The 15769-nt window shown below is 46.7% G+C and carries 13 protein-coding genes; 2 read left to right on the top strand and 11 right to left on the bottom strand.

All coding sequences use genetic code 11. The features are described from left to right. Window positions 1-106 precede the first annotated feature (106 nt). From AAC052_RS14815 to AAC052_RS14805, 3 genes are all read right to left on the bottom strand, one after another. Window positions 107-3355: a thioester reductase domain-containing protein gene (locus tag AAC052_RS14815; RefSeq protein ID WP_317487274.1), complete on the bottom strand. Its 3249-nt coding sequence runs from the start codon at window positions 3353-3355 to the stop codon at window positions 107-109. 129 nt (window positions 3356-3484) lie between these two features. Further along, window positions 3485-4531 (bottom strand): fatty acid desaturase, encoded by a 1047-nt coding sequence (locus tag AAC052_RS14810; RefSeq protein ID WP_339814174.1) that lies wholly within the window; start codon window positions 4529-4531, stop codon window positions 3485-3487. A 303-nt stretch (window positions 4532-4834) separates the two neighbouring features. Further along, window positions 4835-5218 carry a DoxX family protein gene (locus AAC052_RS14805; protein ID WP_317487272.1) on the bottom strand — a complete coding sequence of 128 codons (384 nt, stop codon included), beginning with the start codon at window positions 5216-5218 and terminating at the stop codon, window positions 4835-4837. 121 nt (window positions 5219-5339) lie between these two features. Between AAC052_RS14805 and AAC052_RS14800 the strand changes: the two genes are divergently transcribed. After that, window positions 5340-5714, top strand: a complete 375-nt coding sequence (locus tag AAC052_RS14800; RefSeq protein WP_317487271.1) for a helix-turn-helix domain-containing protein — start codon at window positions 5340-5342, stop codon at window positions 5712-5714. A gap of 101 nt (window positions 5715-5815) precedes the next feature. Here AAC052_RS14800 and AAC052_RS14795 read toward each other — a convergent pair whose 3' ends face one another. Both AAC052_RS14795 and AAC052_RS14790 read right to left on the bottom strand, forming a co-directional pair. Next, complete coding sequence (locus AAC052_RS14795) at window positions 5816-6490, bottom strand: DJ-1/PfpI family protein (protein WP_317487270.1); 675 nt, start codon at window positions 6488-6490, stop codon at window positions 5816-5818. Between the two features lie 32 nt (window positions 6491-6522). Continuing rightward, on the bottom strand, window positions 6523-7548 hold the full coding sequence (locus AAC052_RS14790; RefSeq protein ID WP_317487269.1) for a polysaccharide deacetylase family protein: 1026 nt from the start codon (window positions 7546-7548) through the stop codon (window positions 6523-6525). Window positions 7549-7675: 127 nt separating this feature from the next. Between AAC052_RS14790 and AAC052_RS14785 the strand changes: the two genes are divergently transcribed. Beyond that, complete coding sequence (locus AAC052_RS14785) at window positions 7676-8008, top strand: helix-turn-helix domain-containing protein (protein ID WP_317487268.1); 333 nt, start codon at window positions 7676-7678, stop codon at window positions 8006-8008. 15 nt (window positions 8009-8023) lie between these two features. On the opposite strand, the gene AAC052_RS14780 is transcribed toward AAC052_RS14785, so the two are convergent. The 6 genes from AAC052_RS14780 to AAC052_RS14755 form a co-directional block, all read right to left on the bottom strand. Beyond that, complete coding sequence (locus tag AAC052_RS14780) at window positions 8024-10354, bottom strand: c-type cytochrome (RefSeq protein ID WP_339814171.1); 2331 nt, start codon at window positions 10352-10354, stop codon at window positions 8024-8026. A gap of 321 nt (window positions 10355-10675) precedes the next feature. After that, window positions 10676-11614, bottom strand: coding sequence for an SRPBCC domain-containing protein (locus AAC052_RS14775; protein WP_317487266.1), 939 nt, complete (start codon window positions 11612-11614; stop codon window positions 10676-10678). A gap of 98 nt (window positions 11615-11712) precedes the next feature. After that, window positions 11713-12294 (bottom strand): dihydrofolate reductase family protein, encoded by a 582-nt coding sequence (locus tag AAC052_RS14770; protein ID WP_339814167.1) that lies wholly within the window; start codon window positions 12292-12294, stop codon window positions 11713-11715. A gap of 46 nt (window positions 12295-12340) precedes the next feature. Next, a complete protein-coding gene (locus AAC052_RS14765; RefSeq protein WP_317487264.1) occupies window positions 12341-12790 on the bottom strand; it encodes an SRPBCC family protein in 450 nt (149 codons plus the stop codon). A 16-nt stretch (window positions 12791-12806) separates the two neighbouring features. Beyond that, entirely contained in the window at window positions 12807-13115 is a 309-nt protein-coding gene (locus AAC052_RS14760; protein WP_317487263.1) for a metalloregulator ArsR/SmtB family transcription factor, read from the bottom strand. Window positions 13116-13661: 546 nt separating this feature from the next. After that, entirely contained in the window at window positions 13662-14747 is a 1086-nt protein-coding gene (locus AAC052_RS14755; protein ID WP_339814166.1) for a hypothetical protein, read from the bottom strand. Between the last annotated feature and the right edge of the window lie 1022 nt (window positions 14748-15769).

The raw sequence follows: 15769 nt of genomic DNA, 5'->3' as shown, positions 1-15769 counted from the left end.
GGCTCATTGTTGTGAGAAGATGGACAAAAAGAAAATAAGATGCCCGGCTAAGAAGAGCCGGGCATCGCAAAAATACATTGTATGGTTAAATTTGTTTTGCCGGGTATCAGGAAGCTATTTTCACGTCCTTTTCTAGCAATTCCACATCTATAATTTCCTTGCTGATCATAAATGTCAACATGCCTCTTACCGTTTCTTCAAGTGTAGGGTCGAGTACTCCGTGAGGCGATCTGACTTTGGCTTCACAATAAGACTCGTTGCTATAACGCTTGAACTCCATGGAAGAGATATTATTGACAGACCTCACCAGGAAGTCGAGCAGCGGAAACAGCAGGTCTTCCTTTCCGCATTTGCCCACAATTTCAGGTACAAACTTTGGCAGCTCAAACCCTTTGAACTCCCTGCCTGTCAGCTTGGTGATGATGTCGGTAATGTCTTTCATGCGTGCGTACTCATCACGTGTCACATGGAAGGTTTTGTTGACCGAATCGGGGAGGCCGGAGATGGCTACGACGTTGTTGGCCACGATGTCCACCGGGGTAAAGCTAACCTGGTTGAACGAGTTGACCGTGATGCCGTGGTTGATCATGAAGGCAATTAGCCGGATGGAAATGTCGAAGTTGTTTCCACCGCCATACACCGAAGGGGTGATGAGCGCAGGCCTGAACACCCTTGCCTGTAGCCCCTGCTTCATGGCGTCGAACACGATTTGCTCCGACACCCATTTCGTCTGGCTGTAGCCAAAGTCAAGCAGGTCCAGCGAATTGCAGGTATCAGTTTCAAAAAGCGTGTCTTTCACAGCCCAGCCAAAAATGAAGGTGGTGGACACGTGATTGAGGATCTTGGGGTTGCCATCCAGCGCCAGCTTGATTATTTCGTTGGTGCCATACACGTTGGTGTCCCACATTTTGTCATAGTTGAACAGGTAGTTCACGAGGGCACCATTGTTGTAAATGGTATGCGTGTTGGTCGCCAGATAGTCCCAGGTTTTCTTATCCAGCCCCAGCTGAGGTTTGCCCAGGTCGCCGCATACGGCCACCACCCTTTTCTCGAACTCCGCCAGGTATTCGCATTCCGGAACATTGGAAAGATCGAAGGCCTCTTTCAGTCTGGCTAGTCCTTTCTTTTCGTCATCGGCTCGTACAAGCACGTATATGGTGTCGGTGGTTTGCTGTAGCAAGCTTTTCAGAATAAAGGGCCCCAGGAAGCCTGTTCCACCTGTTAGCAGAATCTTACCACTTTTCAGGTGGGCAGGATCGTACTGAGGGGTTTTTGGCTTAAACGACAGCTTGGTGTCCTGCAGCATTCGCTTTTGTTCAAAGGCATTGTGCTCTTTCTGAAGCTTGAGAATGGTCTTCTTGAGGCGGTTGATAGCAAGAATGGATGACGTGCTGAATTGTTCCATCAAATCGAAAAATTCAGACACGCTTATCTCCTGCAGCAGGCGGGCATCGATTTCTGAGGCCAGCTGAGCCGCTCCACTGTCTTTAATAAGCTCCTTCACGTCGTGAATGAGCACCACCAGATCGAGAGAGTCGAGCACATGCACCAAAGAGTAGGTTTCGGTGCCGGTGAACCCATACTTTTTCAAAATCTCGTCAAATTGTGTGTTCGTCAACCGGGCTCTTGGAGCATCTGTGTTTTGCTCTACCAGGCTATGGTTTTCAATTACCTCCAGCTCACCATTGGCCCAAAGCTGCTTGGTCTTCTGGCGCATGATTTTGCCTGAGGTGGTCTTCGGAATGCTTTTGGTATTGGTAAAGGTAATTTGCGAAGGGATAATGTTTAACCTTTCACGGATCTGGTCGGCAATTTTCTTGTGGTCGGGAATTTCGTTTTTGCGCTTAAGCCCAGCCACAATCACGAGCTTTTCCTCACCGTTTTCTTCGTTGGCAAATGCCGCCACATAACCCTCTCTAATATTGCTGCTCGATTCTTCAACGATTTGCTCAATGTCCTGCGGGTAGTAATTGGCTCCTCGGATAATGATCATGTCCTTGGCTCTGCCACAGATGTATAGCTCCTGCTCATGCAAAAAGCCCAGGTCGCCGGTTCGCAAAAAAGTGTGCGTAGCGCTGCCGCTCTCACCTGCAATTTTTGCCTCAAAGCATTCTTTGTTCAGTTCAGGTTTTCCCCAGTATCCAAGCCCCTTGCTGGGGCCTGCCAGCCACACTTCGCCCACCTTGTTTTCGCCAAGGTCAATATGTGAATTTGGATCTACTATCCTCACAATCTGATCTCTGAGGGGCTTGCCGCAACTCATGATTTGCGTGACCTCACCTGCCTGTCCGTTCTCGAATTTCAGCTCATGATTAATGAGTGAGTTGGTGAGTACCGACACTGACTTGCCACCCCACTGCGAAACTGCCAGTGTGTTTTCGGCCAGGCCATAGGCTGCGCCAAGTGCCGTTTCCTTAAGCCCACATGCGCTGAATTTTTCAAGAAACTTATAGAAAGTGCCTGCTCTGACTGGTTCTGCTGCCGTCATCAGGTTTGTCAGTGAGCTTAGGTCCAGCGAGGCGAATACTTCATCCGACACTCTGCCCGGCTGAAGCAGGTAGTCGTAGGCAAAGTTGGGTGCAGATGAGTGTGTAGCCTTGTATTTTGAAATGGTTTCGAGCCAGAGCACCGGCTTTCTGATGAAATCAAGCGTTGAGAACCCTATAGAGGTGCCCCCTTTCATGATGATGAACAGGTGATAGCCAATCAGCCCCATGTCGTGGTATTGTGGCAGCCAGGTAACAGTTACCGGGGGCTCCGACAATACGTTCTCGGCGTTGTTCTCAAGGTTTTCGTGCGAAATCATCACACCTTTTGGATCGGTGGTGGAGCCGGAGGTGTACTGAAGAAAGAGAAACGACGACTCCCGTTCGTAGTTGGTCGCACTGGTTTCGTGTGTAAATTCAGAGGTGTTGATCCAGGGCAGCTTGGTCAGCATGGTTTTCTCCACAATGTTGTTTCGATCCATGTTCAACTTGAGCGACCAATAGTATTCTCCATTGGTGAGGACTGCCACGGCGCCACAATCTTTGGCGATGTGCTCCATTTTGTAGTAGGCAGACTGGAAACCCGATGAAGTAGGAGGGTAGGTAGGTACGGGAACCAATCCCAGGCGAACGCACGCAACAAACGAGACAATCATTTCAATGCCAGCAGGATAGGTAATCAATATCCTGTCGTCTTTTTTGAATTTGTAATTCTCGGCAAGATTGGATGCCACAATTCTTACGGCTTTTTCAAACTCTTCGTAGGTGTATTTTTCAACTGATTTTCCATTGATATCCAGAAACTCAAAAAGCAGTTTATCGGGCGTTTTCTGGACCCAATGGTTCAACTTATCGGAAAGGGTAGGCATAGATCAAGCGGTTTTTGGGATGATTATATGTTAGATAGAAATAGGTTGTTGGGTATGAATATAAAAAATTGGCTTAATAATGAGCTTCCGGTCGAAAAAAAGATGGATGATGTCTCGCCTCAAACTTTGCTATTTTGTAGACAAGCTAAGGTTTTGCAGGTGCCCATAGTGCTCCCTGATGGCATCAAATATCGTTTTATTCTGTTTGTAAAATACACCGTGTTTTTCTGCTATCGGTTGAATCAGCTTTGTAAGCTCACGGTAGTGCGTGTGGCATACACGGGGAGCCAAATGATGAGCCACGTGCATGTGCAGTCCGCCATAAAACCAATTGCCAACCGTGCTGTTCAGCGAATGGTCGGAGGTGGTGGCAAACACATGATAGATGAAATGGTCGTACTCATCTCTGTCCAGGGGAAATTCGTTCAACCGCAATGGGTGTTCTACCTGAATGATGGTGGCACCAATCAAACCAATCACCAATTGCCAGGCCACAAAAGAGACAATGATCAGCCCTGCCGGCACACCTATGAAATAGATTGGCAGCAGTAGCACATAGCCGATATAGGCCAGCTTAAAAACAAAGAGCTTGACATATTCGATGCGGGGATGCTTCTTTCCTTTCAGGCCATTGAGGAAAGGGAAGAAAAAGCATTCGAAATCTTTAATGAAAATGTAATCAAGGGAGAAGAAACTGTAGACCACAAACAGGTAAAAATGCTGAAACCTGTGGATGAGTTTATGCTCATGATGTGGCGTGTACCGCAGTAGCCCACGAGCGACAAGCCCGTCATCTTCGCCTTTAATATTGATGAAATTGTGGTGCTGTTGGTTGTGAAGTTGCCGCCACATGTATGAGTTTATGCCACAGAGGTCGAAGGTGTAGCGAAGAAGTTTTCTTACCCGTTCGTTTTCAAAAATAGACAAATGATTGGCATCGTGGGCAATATTCAGTAAGATGAACAAGTGCGAGAACAGATGAAAACCATAGAGCAGCACAAACATGGAAGGCGAGGTGCTAAACGAATAAAGCAGCACTAAGCTTCCCACCCACCAAACGCAGGCGATCGCCAGCTTGGCTTTCATTTGACCATTGGCATACCTTGAAATGCCATTTTTCTCAAAATACTGGTCAATGGCTTCGTACAATTCCTTTTTAAAGGCGGTTGAAATCATGGTAGCATAAAAAGTGAAACACCGGGCGTTAAAAAATTGCCTGGCACAATATAGGCTAACAGTTAGAGTTTTTCAACTGCGGATTTAAATGGCTTGTGCACAATAATTTCCATAGGTAAAAGGTATGCCCGATATTTCAGTGACGAGAATCTTTTCAGAGGAGATGCCCTGCTGTAAGCCCAAAGCGATTTTGCATACTATTCCGTATTGTATTGACATACTATGGAGCTGGCAAACCCAATTAGTATGAACAAAGAAGCCCCGCCTTCCAGCCAGGGCTTCTTTTTTTAGCATGAGAAGAAACTAGGCAGCGACAGCCACTTTAGTTTCAGCCATTTTGCCGAGATAGATTCTCGATACCACTAGAAGAGCTAAAAATATCACCGGGCCAGCCACTACTGAACCCGGGTCACCACTTGCAGTGTGGGCAATAGCCGCTGAAATGAAGGTAATCCCAAAACCGGCGTAGGCCCATTCTTTCATCCTCTGAGGAAATTGTGGAACCAGCAGCACGGTGGCACCCACTAGTTTAGCCACGCCTAACTCCATGCGGAAGTAGCCTGGAAAGCCCAGATGAGTAAAACCTTCCGCCACTTCCGGGTTCATGAAATACATCAGGCCACTCATGACCATCATCACACCTACAATGCCAGTGGCAATCCAGTATATCACTTTGTCTTTTTTCATTTTGATTGTTTTAAATGTGTACTATTTGTTTTATGATACAAACTTAGATACATTTGCTATACAATTTATAGTACTATACTATTGTATAGCACTAACCTTTTGTATAGTTATGAACAAAGCCATGAAGACAGTAGACTTGATAAGTAAACCTAAGGAAGAGATTAGTCATGCGAAATGCATGGGTTTGCTGTTACCAGTGCGAGATGCGCTTGAAGTGCTTAGCGGAAAGTGGAAGCTGCAGATCATTGTGGCGCTTACGTTTGATACGAAGCGGTTCAGGGAAATAGCCAGGGAAGTGTCTGGCATTACTGACAAAATGCTGTCAAAGGAGTTAAAAGACCTGGAAGAGAACCAGTTGGTAAAGCGCACTGTAAAAGATTCTTTCCCACCCTCTGTGGAATACAATTTGACGGAGCATGGTAAGACTTTGCAAAAAGTAATTGGTGAACTGCGGGAGTGGGGAGTGATGCACAGGGAAAAGATCATGGGGGAATAGAAATAACCCTATCCCTACAAGTGGTGAAACTTGCAACTTCCATATTTCGGCAGGTGCCATCGATAACTCCTATTGCCCTACCTTGTATACCTCCGAATACTTTACAAAATGATTTTTTGAAGTAGCTTCAATCTTTTGTCAAACTGTGGTTGAGTGAGCTCTACTCCGAGTTTTAAAATGTGAGGGTCGGCTGTTTTGGGATGTCCTGAGTCGAAAGGCGGCTCCGGGGTGTATTCCAATAAAAGCTGGATGGTTTTGGCCATTTCTTCACCTCCAACAATTGCCGTGAGCACTAACCCGAAATCAATGCCGGCTGTGATGCCCCCTCCGGTTATCCTGTTTCTGTCCGTCACTACCCGTTCCTCAACCACCTCAACGCCCAGTAGTTTTAGCAGCTCAAGAGAGCGCCAGTGGGTGGTTGCTTTGTAGCCGACCAAAAGGCCGCAGGCGGCCAGTAATAGGGATCCGGTGCACACGGCTGTGATGTATTGGGCGGTTTTGGCTTGCTCCACAAGAAAGCGCTTGTAGGTTTCGTTTGTCAAAAGCGCAGTAACCCCCCTGCCACCTGGCACAAACACAATATCCACCGGCGGACAATTGTCAAATGAGTAATCGGGTTGAAGGAGCAGGCCGCCCTCACCTTTGATCGGCACCTCGTGCTCGCTCACTACGAAGACTTCGAAGCAGGCTGCCCTTACAAATACATCGTAAGGCCCGATGAAGTCGAGAAGAGTGAGATCGGGAAACAGCAGCATTCCAATTTTTAACTTTTTCATGTCGGTGTTCATAAGGACTTCGATTATTGAGGTTAGTCACGGATATTATTTCTTTTTGTTTGGAGTTCCCGCCAGGTCGTTAAGATGAACCCCTGCTGTTGCACGTAGCGCTTCAATTCAGGATCCGTCATGGAAAGTAAATCGCCTCTTCGTGTGTTTCCTGAATCGGTAATATCTGAAAATCCTTTGTCGGCGTCGGCGCAGTGAATGAGAATGACAGTTATTCCTGGCGCCACTGAGTCCAGCAGTTCTTTGTATTTTTGCGTCTTGAACTTTCGTAGGTTTTCGTCAGTGGCCTCTATGTCAGCCGGGAATTCCCAGTCGTAACTGAGCAGGTACAAATCATCGACCACCGCCAGCCCGGCGTCCCAAATCTCTTCCCCTTTTTGGCGGATGGCATTGAGTACTTCAGCAGCATCATAGCTACCTGATCTTTTGTTAGCAAGCATATTGAGTCCGGCAAGTGGCCCCTGTGCCAGGGCTTGCTGCATAAGTGTGTTATTTCCTGCGGAAAAAAGGATGGGGATGTGCTCTTCAATGCCCACCTTGATATACCTGTCGAGATAGTCTGGTGTAGCCCACAACGTACCCATGTGCGTGTCAAGATGGGTGGGTGAGAAACCCATCGTTCTTGCTTTTGCCAACTGAGCCCTTATTTCAGTTTCTATTTCATCAGCTGATGCGTGAGCAACCACGTCGGCTACATTGCTCCACAAGGCGCCTTCCCTGTCCGACAACCCCGGTGAGGCTTTTATGCCCGAGACTGAACCCCACCTGTATCCTGTCCATTCGGCTGTATGCGTTAAATGAAGGCCTGCATCTACGTTTTTATTTTGCGCCAGGTATTGCCCCATTTCCGGCACCCACGGGCATGGCATCATTACGCTCACAGATGTTGCTATTCCGTTTGTCACGGCCTGAATAGCTCCTTCATTTGATGCATGTGACATACCGGCATCATCTACATGGAACATGATCACTTTGTCGCCTTTTTTCCACCCAAGTTTTTCTGCGTAGGTTTGGGCAAAGGCATGATTGATGGCAGGATTTACAAGCATACTTAGTAAGAGTATATGGTGGTGGACTTTTAGAAAAGTGCTTTTTGACTCTGTGGACATCGCTATTTATTTTACTTTGCATCAAAGTAATGTCCGTTCTTTTTACCACACAATAAGTCAAATTTTTATGACTACTAAAGAAAACGAGGTTGGTCTCTACTGTCCCAAGGAGTTTTTACTGAAGATGCTCACCGGCAAATGGAAGCCATGCATATTTCGCTATGCCACCCAGGGCCCGGTGCGGTTTAGTCAAATAATCAAACTGTTGCCAGAAGCTACCCGGCAATCTTTGACCAATGCTTTGCGTGAGTTGGAAGAATGCAATATTCTGGAAAGAAGGGTAATAAAATTGAAGCCGTTGCATGTTGAGTACACACTTAGCGAGCTGGGGGAAGAATTCATTCCCATTTTTAAGGCTGTCGATGAGCTTAATCTTTTGCCAGTAATGCAGAGGAAGTAATCGCTGACCCATTTTTCATTTGCTAATTTTTTCTAGTTCTTCCAATGTCCAGGGAGTGTCCTTTGTTTTGGTGGATTCCCTGACCCGCTTCACTTCTTCGGGAGTGACGGCGGGGGAAGGGCTGGTCTTGACCGTAAAGCCTGCCACACTGTCTCTGGCAGATGCCGCCATGCCAGGAATATCATCAGGGTTGCGTGGAGGCCTGCCTCCAAACTCATAACGGATATAGCTGACCACAGAAGCAACCCACTCATCGCTGTTGGCTCCCATTGGAGGCATCACACTGCTGTATTCTTTCCCCTCTATCGGCCCGGTGAGGCCGTGGAGTAAAATTCTTATGATCTCTTCTTTTTTAACAAAGGCGAGCTGTTTTGAGCCTTTGAGGGGCGGTGCCGGCATGCTTCCTCCGCCTATCGCCAAACCTGCCCCGTCTTCACCGTGGCAACTGGCACACAGCGATTTGAATATACTGGCACCTTCCAGGATCAGGCTGCGGTCAGCTGCTATCATATTGCCTAATTTACTTCCAAATGCCTTCACATCTTCATTCCTGTCTAATGCCCCCTTTGTAGCGACCAGCATTTCCTTGTCAGGGTACAGATCAAGCATGTCGTCAATAGCCTGTTTTGCTTGCTCGTCTTTGCTTTGATAGAGCGATAGCAGCACCTGAACTTTTACATCATCATTTTTATCTTCTTTCATCCTGGCCACGCTGCCGATCATCGTTTTGTCATTCGCTTTTATATAAGATTCACTGATCCATATTGCCGTTCTCCTTACCTGGGGATCATCGTCCTGAAGGGCCGACTGTAAAACCTCTTTATTGAGGGCACCCAAGCCTTCCAGAGTCCACAGTGCATGAATCCTGCCCAGAGGTGAGTCAACTTTCTGTCGCCCGGTCGCCATCTTCACCAGGGCTGGGGCTACCGACCTGTCTCCACGGACGATGATCTCCTTTTGTGCGTTGTCTCGCCACCACCCGTTAGAATGATCCAGGTAGCCAAGCAGTTCCTGGGTCGTTTCGTTCAGCATTTTTGGTTGGGGGCCAGGTTCAAAATCATCATTCACTACCCGATAAATACGCCCGTGACCAACGTTTTTATCGAGACCCAGGCTATCAATTTTGTTTCTCAGGAAGGAGTTCGGCTTGGTCCAGTTTCCTTGCTGAATGATGCCTCGGTGCATGTCTACAATATACAGATTGCCATCGGGGCCAGTGGCGGTATTCACCGGACGAAAGTTCATATCAGTAGAGGAAATGAACTCCTGATGGTCATAGATATTTTTAAGCCTCGTTTTGCCCTCGTCATTTACGAGCTTAGCACGACGGATGGTTCTCGCCACGGGCTCACAAACTACATAGTCTCCCACAAAGTCTTCAGGCAATCGATCACCCCGAAAAATACTTTGTCCGCAGGGTGCCGTAAAATGGTTCAGCGTATTGTTGGGACGTAACCGCTTGCTTCCTCCCTGCACGTCAGGCGTGGCAATAATAGGCCACACTTCAGAAAAAGCGGCATTGAATTGATCAGGAAAATCGAGACTGCCGTAACTGGGGTTGATTTGAAAACCCAAAGCAGGGATTTCTCCACCGGCACGACTATAAAAAATGCGGCCGTAGTTATCGTGAGTTACTCCCCACTGGCCATTGGAGCCACTCGCCATGGTGTCTACCTGCATGAGCCCGTTGGTGTAGCGAAAGCGAACCGGATCATAGGTCACATACATCCAGTTATCCAGGTTCCAGTCCAGCCCGCTTCTTTGATGCTCCATATTGGCATCATTTACTTTATAAGCATCGTTTTTGTAAACCTGTTTTTTCACATCAGCAATCCCGTCTCCATCTGTATCCTTATAGCTGTAAATATTGATGGTATTGGTTTCGTTCACCAGCAGTTCATCGCCAACACATTGTATCATACGAGGAAGTAGCAGGCTGTCAATAAAGGTGGTTCGCTTGTCCATCTTCCCATCATTATTAGTGTCTTCTAACAATGATATTCTGCTGGCGGGCTGCTGCTCACCACTGGCGTCGGCGTCCTGCATGTATGTCATCATTTCTGCTACATACATCCTTGCGTTGCCATCCCATGCAATGGCCACCGGCTCTTTGATCATCGGCTCACTTGCTACCAATTCTATGTGATAACCATCTGGTAAATAGATAGTTTTAAGGCTTTCTTGCGGCGACAAATACTCGGGCGAAGGAGCAGGATTAAAAGCTGAAACACTGTGAAATGGATGGCTGTCCTGTTCTGCCACCTTCTCTGGTGTGCAGGCTAGCTCGACAACAGACATGGAAATGAGCAACAAAAAATAAGCGATGTCTTTTGGGTGAACTTGCATGCTTTGCGTTGGGTGTTTGTTAATTTTTGATGGGAATGAAATAAAGGGAATTGCTTTTGTCCTTGCCTTTTCGTACCAATGTTAAGCTTATAGCCCTTCAAGGCTCGGAACAAAGGAATAATTTAGACATTATTAGGAATATCTCAAGAAGAAGTGACCTCATGACTGCGCAATTTACTGCTTAGGGGAGGGGTTTAGAGGATGGCATGTCTTCCGCCGCTTCGTCATGTGAGAGGCTCTGGACAGTGCAAATGCTCAGGGCCGATGGTTGGCGTGAAGAAGGAAAACCAGCGCTCTTTTGGTCTTCCTTCCCCAACTTCCTCATCCCTTATCGTTGCAATTAAACATCCAGTTGATACCATACCTGTCGGTGCAGCTACCATAGTATGCGCCCCAAAACATGTCCTGCAGTTCCATGGTTACTTCTCCACCGGCCGACAAAGCGTCGTACAGCCGTTTGGTTTCCGCTCTGGTGTTCGGCTCCAGATTAATATGCATGTTGTTACCTGGCTTCACCTTCATGCCCATCGACTCCGGTGCATCGGTGGCCATCAGGATATGGCCGCCCAGTATCTCCAGTTCGATATGTAAAATCAGCTTTTTGTCGGCCTCAGTCATTGGGGGAGTGCCTTCCATCGGAGGTATCTCGCCGAAACGTTGGATACCCCCTTTGAATTCGGTGCCGAATACAGATCTGTAAAAAAGGAATGCCTCTTCGGTATTTCCTGCAAAATTGAGATAAGTACTTACTCTTGACATATTTGTGTTTTTTAGTTGAGTCATCAAATTGATCCTAGTTTCGAGGTATGCCGCCATCCGATCCATGTTTTGTCGTGCCCCCTCGAACGCCCCGTGTTTATCAATCACGTAATCCAGGTCAGCTTTGGACTGGAATATGCTGCGCATGGTCAGGAGTGTTTTGCCTTCCTTTTCCTCGAAAGTCACGGTGACGTGAAAGTTGCCGGGTGCATCATCGCTCCCGTTGCCGTGTACATACACCAGCTTTTCAGGAACGACTACCTCTTTGAAAACAATAAGATTGGGGTAGTCCGTCCCGTCTGGGCCGTGCATGGTGAGCCGAAACTTGCCACCGGGTTTGACTTCCATTTCATGAACAGTGTTGGTGAAGCCCGTAGGCCCCCACCATTGGGTGATGTGCTCGGGTTCTGTCCAAACCTTGAAAACCAGCTCACGGGGAGCGTCTATCAGCCTGCTGGCGATTATTTCCCGATCCGTTCTTTCTACATGTGTGCTGTTCATGTGATATTGTTTAGATGTGAAGATGTCGTTTGATGGGTTGCCTGGGATGCACGTGTCAATCAGCCTCGTTATTAAATTCCCGCTCTTCGGAGTCGCCGCTATTGTTTATCCACTATATAATTCAGTTCTGTGACCCCGGAAGTAAATTGCCTGGTAGTCAGTAATTTTAACGTTGTTTTATCTTTGATCCCCTCAAACAGGGGAATGCCCTGGCCTAGAATAATGGGGTTCACAAAGAGCCAGTAGCCGTCAATTAAGTTCAGTTGCATAAGGGAATGTGTGGCTGTCGGGCTACCAAAAAGCAGGATATCTTCGCCAACACCCTGGCGGGATTGCTTTATTTCATTTATACTCTCCGAAAGGTCGTCGCTGATAATTGTTGTGTTGGTCAAATCCGCACCTTTCATTGTTTTTGACAGAACAACTTTGTGAACCTGGCTATACCACTTAGCATGTTCAATATCGTGTTTGGTTGCCGTTGGCTTGTCTGCTGCGGTGGGCCAGTAGCTTTCCATCATCTCATAAGTTGCCCTACCGTACAATGCAGCGTCACCTTTGCTTATCCGTTTACCGACGTGGTCAAAAATTTCCTGATCAATTTTAATCCAGTTCATTTCCCCGTTCGGCCCAGCTACAAAACCGTCAAGCGATACGTGCATAAATGAAATTATTTTTCTCATATGGTTTTACTTTTAATTATTCTTACTTACTGGTAGTAAAGTGCAACTATACTTTTGAGTTGAAATGGCTGGACAGCAAGGCCTCCAGCCGATCAAAATTTTCCTCGTTGGAAGGTTCAATTACTTCCCGGGATCTTTCACATTCTTCTGCAGATTTGAAAACCATTCGGAAAGTGATCAGGGTGCCTTCGCTCTGACTATCAAAAGTGGTAATCACCTGGAAGGCGTGCACAGGCTCCACATGGTCAAACACAAGCCGTTTGTTGGGCACGATTTCCACAAAGACACACATATTGTCAAAATTTGCCCCCTGTGGGCTGTGCATAGTGAATCGCCACGTGCCGCCAGGGATTAAGTCGAAGGCGTGGAAGGTGTTCGTAAACCCTTTTGGCCCCCACCATTGTGCCAGCAGGTCAGGATTACTCCATGCCTGGTACACCTCAGCCTGAGAGTAGTTCACCGTTCTGGAGGAAGTAATTTCACGATCTTTGCTCATCGCCTTTGTCTTTTGCCTATAATTCTTTGATATATTTTTCCATCGCATCCAGCCTTTCTTCCCATTCCTTTTTGTAGCGGCTCACCCAATCCGATACTTCATGCAGCGGTTTTAGCTGCGCTTTGCAATAGCGCTCCCGTCCTTGCTGCTCCATCATCACCAGACCACATTCTTCCAGTATTTTCATGTGCTTCGAAATAGCCGGTCTGCTCATTGCAAAGTTCTCAGCCACGGCATTCACGTTCATCCGCTTATGGGCAATCAGGTTAATGATCTCCCTGCGGGTGGGATCGGCAATGGCCTGGAATACGTCTCGTCTCATCATGCTCCTCTTTTAGTAACCGTTCAGTTACAAATATAAATAGTAACCGATCAGTTACGCAATAAGATCTACGAATTTTTTTATGTGCTTCGCTGGTTTTGAAATAGGCAAGCTCCGGGATGCTTACAGCACCACAGAAACGTGTTTTTATCGCTATGCTGTTGGGGTTGATATTTCAAGTGAACCGGATTTATGACAAAATCCTATTGGATTTTGGGTTACCTTTTATAAGTTTGCCGTATTGATTTAGTACAAAATTTTATTCAATTAATTATAAATTAATCTCGCCAGCTATGAGAGCATTAAAAAGTAGAACCATTTTCTTATTCAGTCTTTTATCGATTTTTATGATCACATCACTGGGGGCATGTACAGCCAGTCGCCCCAGTAGTGCCTGGCAGGACGTAGGCCATGCCCGTGACCTCGGTAAAAAGAAAGGTACCCATTCAAAACGAATGCAGAGAAGGCCGGCAAATCACCGGTAAGAAAACGGAGGAGTGTTGTTATCCGAAATCGAGGATATAACACTTCTCTTCTCAGATTTGCCTGTTATTTGTTTTGCTCAAAGCTTTCTTTCAGCACCTCTTTCAATAGATTAATCGCCATGGCGATGGACTGTAATGAGGCAGTTTCTTCAGACGTATGGTAGCCTGTGGTGGGAATCTGAATTGTGGCCCCGCTGATGAGTCCGTCGGTGCCTTCAATGATGCGGCCCAGCTCGGTTCGTCCAAGCGACAGCGGCTTTTTACCATCAACCAACCTCTGCTCATTGTGGTGCTCAATGAAAATGTCTTTATACACTGTTTTTATGCCCAGCTTTTCGCTGGCTGCTGCTATTTCAGCGACCATTTTTTCGTCGAAGTCCGCAGTGGCGTCCTTGTGCCGGAGGATGATTTCGCTGTCAGAGGCTTCTTTTTCGTCTTCTCCGAAGGGGCTGGTGTCGAGCACAATGAGCTTTTTAGTGGCTTGTTCCACTCTGTAAAACCAATCGGCCAGGTAACGCCAGCTGCGGCCTGCTTCTTCCTGGGCTGTGAAAAAGGCCGTGCCCTGGTAGCCTTGTGAAAATAGGTATACGACCACAGCCACCATCAGTACATTGTCGAGTTGTGCAGAGACTCTGCCTTCGTGGATGGAGATGCGATCGGAGTAGGCTATTGGTACGCCGGGGGTTACATGCTCCAACCCGTTGATTTCGATGATCAGGTTTTTTCGCTTCTCACTAATATAGGAGTGGCGGGTAGTGCCCTGCCCGAGGTAGGTGCCCGACCATGGCTCGTAGGCATGCACTTGTTGACCTTCAAAACGGTCGGCAATTTTTTCCAGCGTTTGCTCCGACACAGAGTTGCCATTGAGCTCACTTCGGTTCTGGGTGACAAAGGCTGCATACTGAAACTCATTGGGGCCGGTGCAGATCAGGCCATGTCGGTCGACATGCGCAGAGAGGTAGTTGCTTGTCGGCTTGCTGCCCTCTGCCACCAGCAAACCCTGATAAAGGCTGATTTTAATCCCCATTTCTTCCAGTTCCCTGCGGATCAAGCGAAAGAAGGGTTCTTCATAGCCTACTACCGAGGGTTGGCGAACCAACAACTTAAGGTAGTCGAGAAAAGTGGTGAGAGAGGCGGTTGATGGCTCCACGGTATTATGGTCGAGAATAAGTGAGAACTGGCAACGAAACTAAGGAAAAGCCAGGGAAACTGGAAGGGCATCATATTCGTCAAAGTCGTTACTGGTTGGTAAGTGAGGCATTTGGTGCGTCGATTCCCTTTTTCGGGTTCTCTGAAGTTGTAGAACGGGCCTTTTTTTGAGTCTTGTTACCTCGAAGTTAAAGGCCATCTCATCTTGCTAAAAGCACTGTCAGTTGGGATCGTCAGCGAATCTATTTACGCCGACGGCATCATAGACTTTTATTCATAAAAGTTATTATGAGCTGTTTATTTAGTGTATTAGTTCGGCTATTGAGAAGAATAGTTTATAAAACACAGATAATCAATGATATATGTGCATTTTATTAATGTAACCAATGTAGTAATATACCCTTGTGTTGAACTGTTCACAACGCAGCAGACCCTAAATTCAGATGTAACTTTTCAGGCTAATTTCAATTAAAAATGAAGTTTTTCAATTATTCGGAGCCGATCTTTACTCTCAATTTCAGCAACTCCCCTTCTTCTTTTCAGGCTTTGATAATTTCATCTTCGATGAGTAATAATGTGGCTCAGATAACTTTCAGGGCGATTATTGCTGCATTTCGTTCAGCATTAAGATCTCTTTATCAGGGAGGGATTATCCGGTATTTTGTTGCATATAGTGGATAAAATAGTGTTTGTATGTCATGTGTAATGACTTACGCAAAATCGACCTTTTGTAAGGCGTTACAATCTGTAGTTTTATTTGACAGTAAAATTATAACCAAGAGCACAATAACTTAAAATTTATCACCATGAGAGCATATAAGAGCAGATCCAAGAGCAGAGTAGTTTTTTTACTCAGTATTTTAGCGATTTTTGTTATTAGTTCACTTTCTTCCTGTATGGCTCACAGGGGGAGTGGTTCATGGGATGACATAGGGCATGCCCGGTCGTTTAGCCACAAAAAGGCTCATCATAGCCATCACAGCTCAAGCAAGCCGGACACTAAAAATAATAAGAGTTAATATA

Source organism: uncultured Imperialibacter sp. (assembly GCF_963974565.1).
Lineage (GTDB): Bacteria > Bacteroidota > Bacteroidia > Cytophagales > Cyclobacteriaceae > Imperialibacter > Imperialibacter roseus.
The sequence above is the reverse complement of the archived record's forward strand: the minus strand, read 5'-3'. Positions and strand labels throughout refer to the sequence as shown.

Bases quoted from the DNA above. Each gene is read 5' to 3' on its own strand.
- AAC052_RS14815 (WP_317487274.1), bottom strand. From the start codon at position 3,355: ATGCCTACCCTTTCCGATAAGTTGAACCATTGGGTCCAGAAAACGCCC.
- AAC052_RS14810 (WP_339814174.1), bottom strand. From the start codon at position 4,531: ATGATTTCAACCGCCTTTAAAAAGGAATTGTACGAAGCCATTGACCAG.
- AAC052_RS14805 (WP_317487272.1), bottom strand. From the start codon at position 5,218: ATGAAAAAAGACAAAGTGATATACTGGATTGCCACTGGCATTGTAGGT.
- AAC052_RS14800 (WP_317487271.1), top strand. From the start codon at position 5,340: ATGAAGACAGTAGACTTGATAAGTAAACCTAAGGAAGAGATTAGTCAT.
- AAC052_RS14795 (WP_317487270.1), bottom strand. From the start codon at position 6,490: ATGAAAAAGTTAAAAATTGGAATGCTGCTGTTTCCCGATCTCACTCTT.
- AAC052_RS14790 (WP_317487269.1), bottom strand. From the start codon at position 7,548: ATGCTTGTAAATCCTGCCATCAATCATGCCTTTGCCCAAACCTACGCA.
- AAC052_RS14785 (WP_317487268.1), top strand. From the start codon at position 7,676: ATGACTACTAAAGAAAACGAGGTTGGTCTCTACTGTCCCAAGGAGTTT.
- AAC052_RS14780 (WP_339814171.1), bottom strand. From the start codon at position 10,354: ATGCAAGTTCACCCAAAAGACATCGCTTATTTTTTGTTGCTCATTTCC.
- AAC052_RS14775 (WP_317487266.1), bottom strand. From the start codon at position 11,614: ATGAACAGCACACATGTAGAAAGAACGGATCGGGAAATAATCGCCAGC.
- AAC052_RS14770 (WP_339814167.1), bottom strand. From the start codon at position 12,294: ATGAGAAAAATAATTTCATTTATGCACGTATCGCTTGACGGTTTTGTA.
- AAC052_RS14765 (WP_317487264.1), bottom strand. From the start codon at position 12,790: ATGAGCAAAGATCGTGAAATTACTTCCTCCAGAACGGTGAACTACTCT.
- AAC052_RS14760 (WP_317487263.1), bottom strand. From the start codon at position 13,115: ATGATGAGACGAGACGTATTCCAGGCCATTGCCGATCCCACCCGCAGG.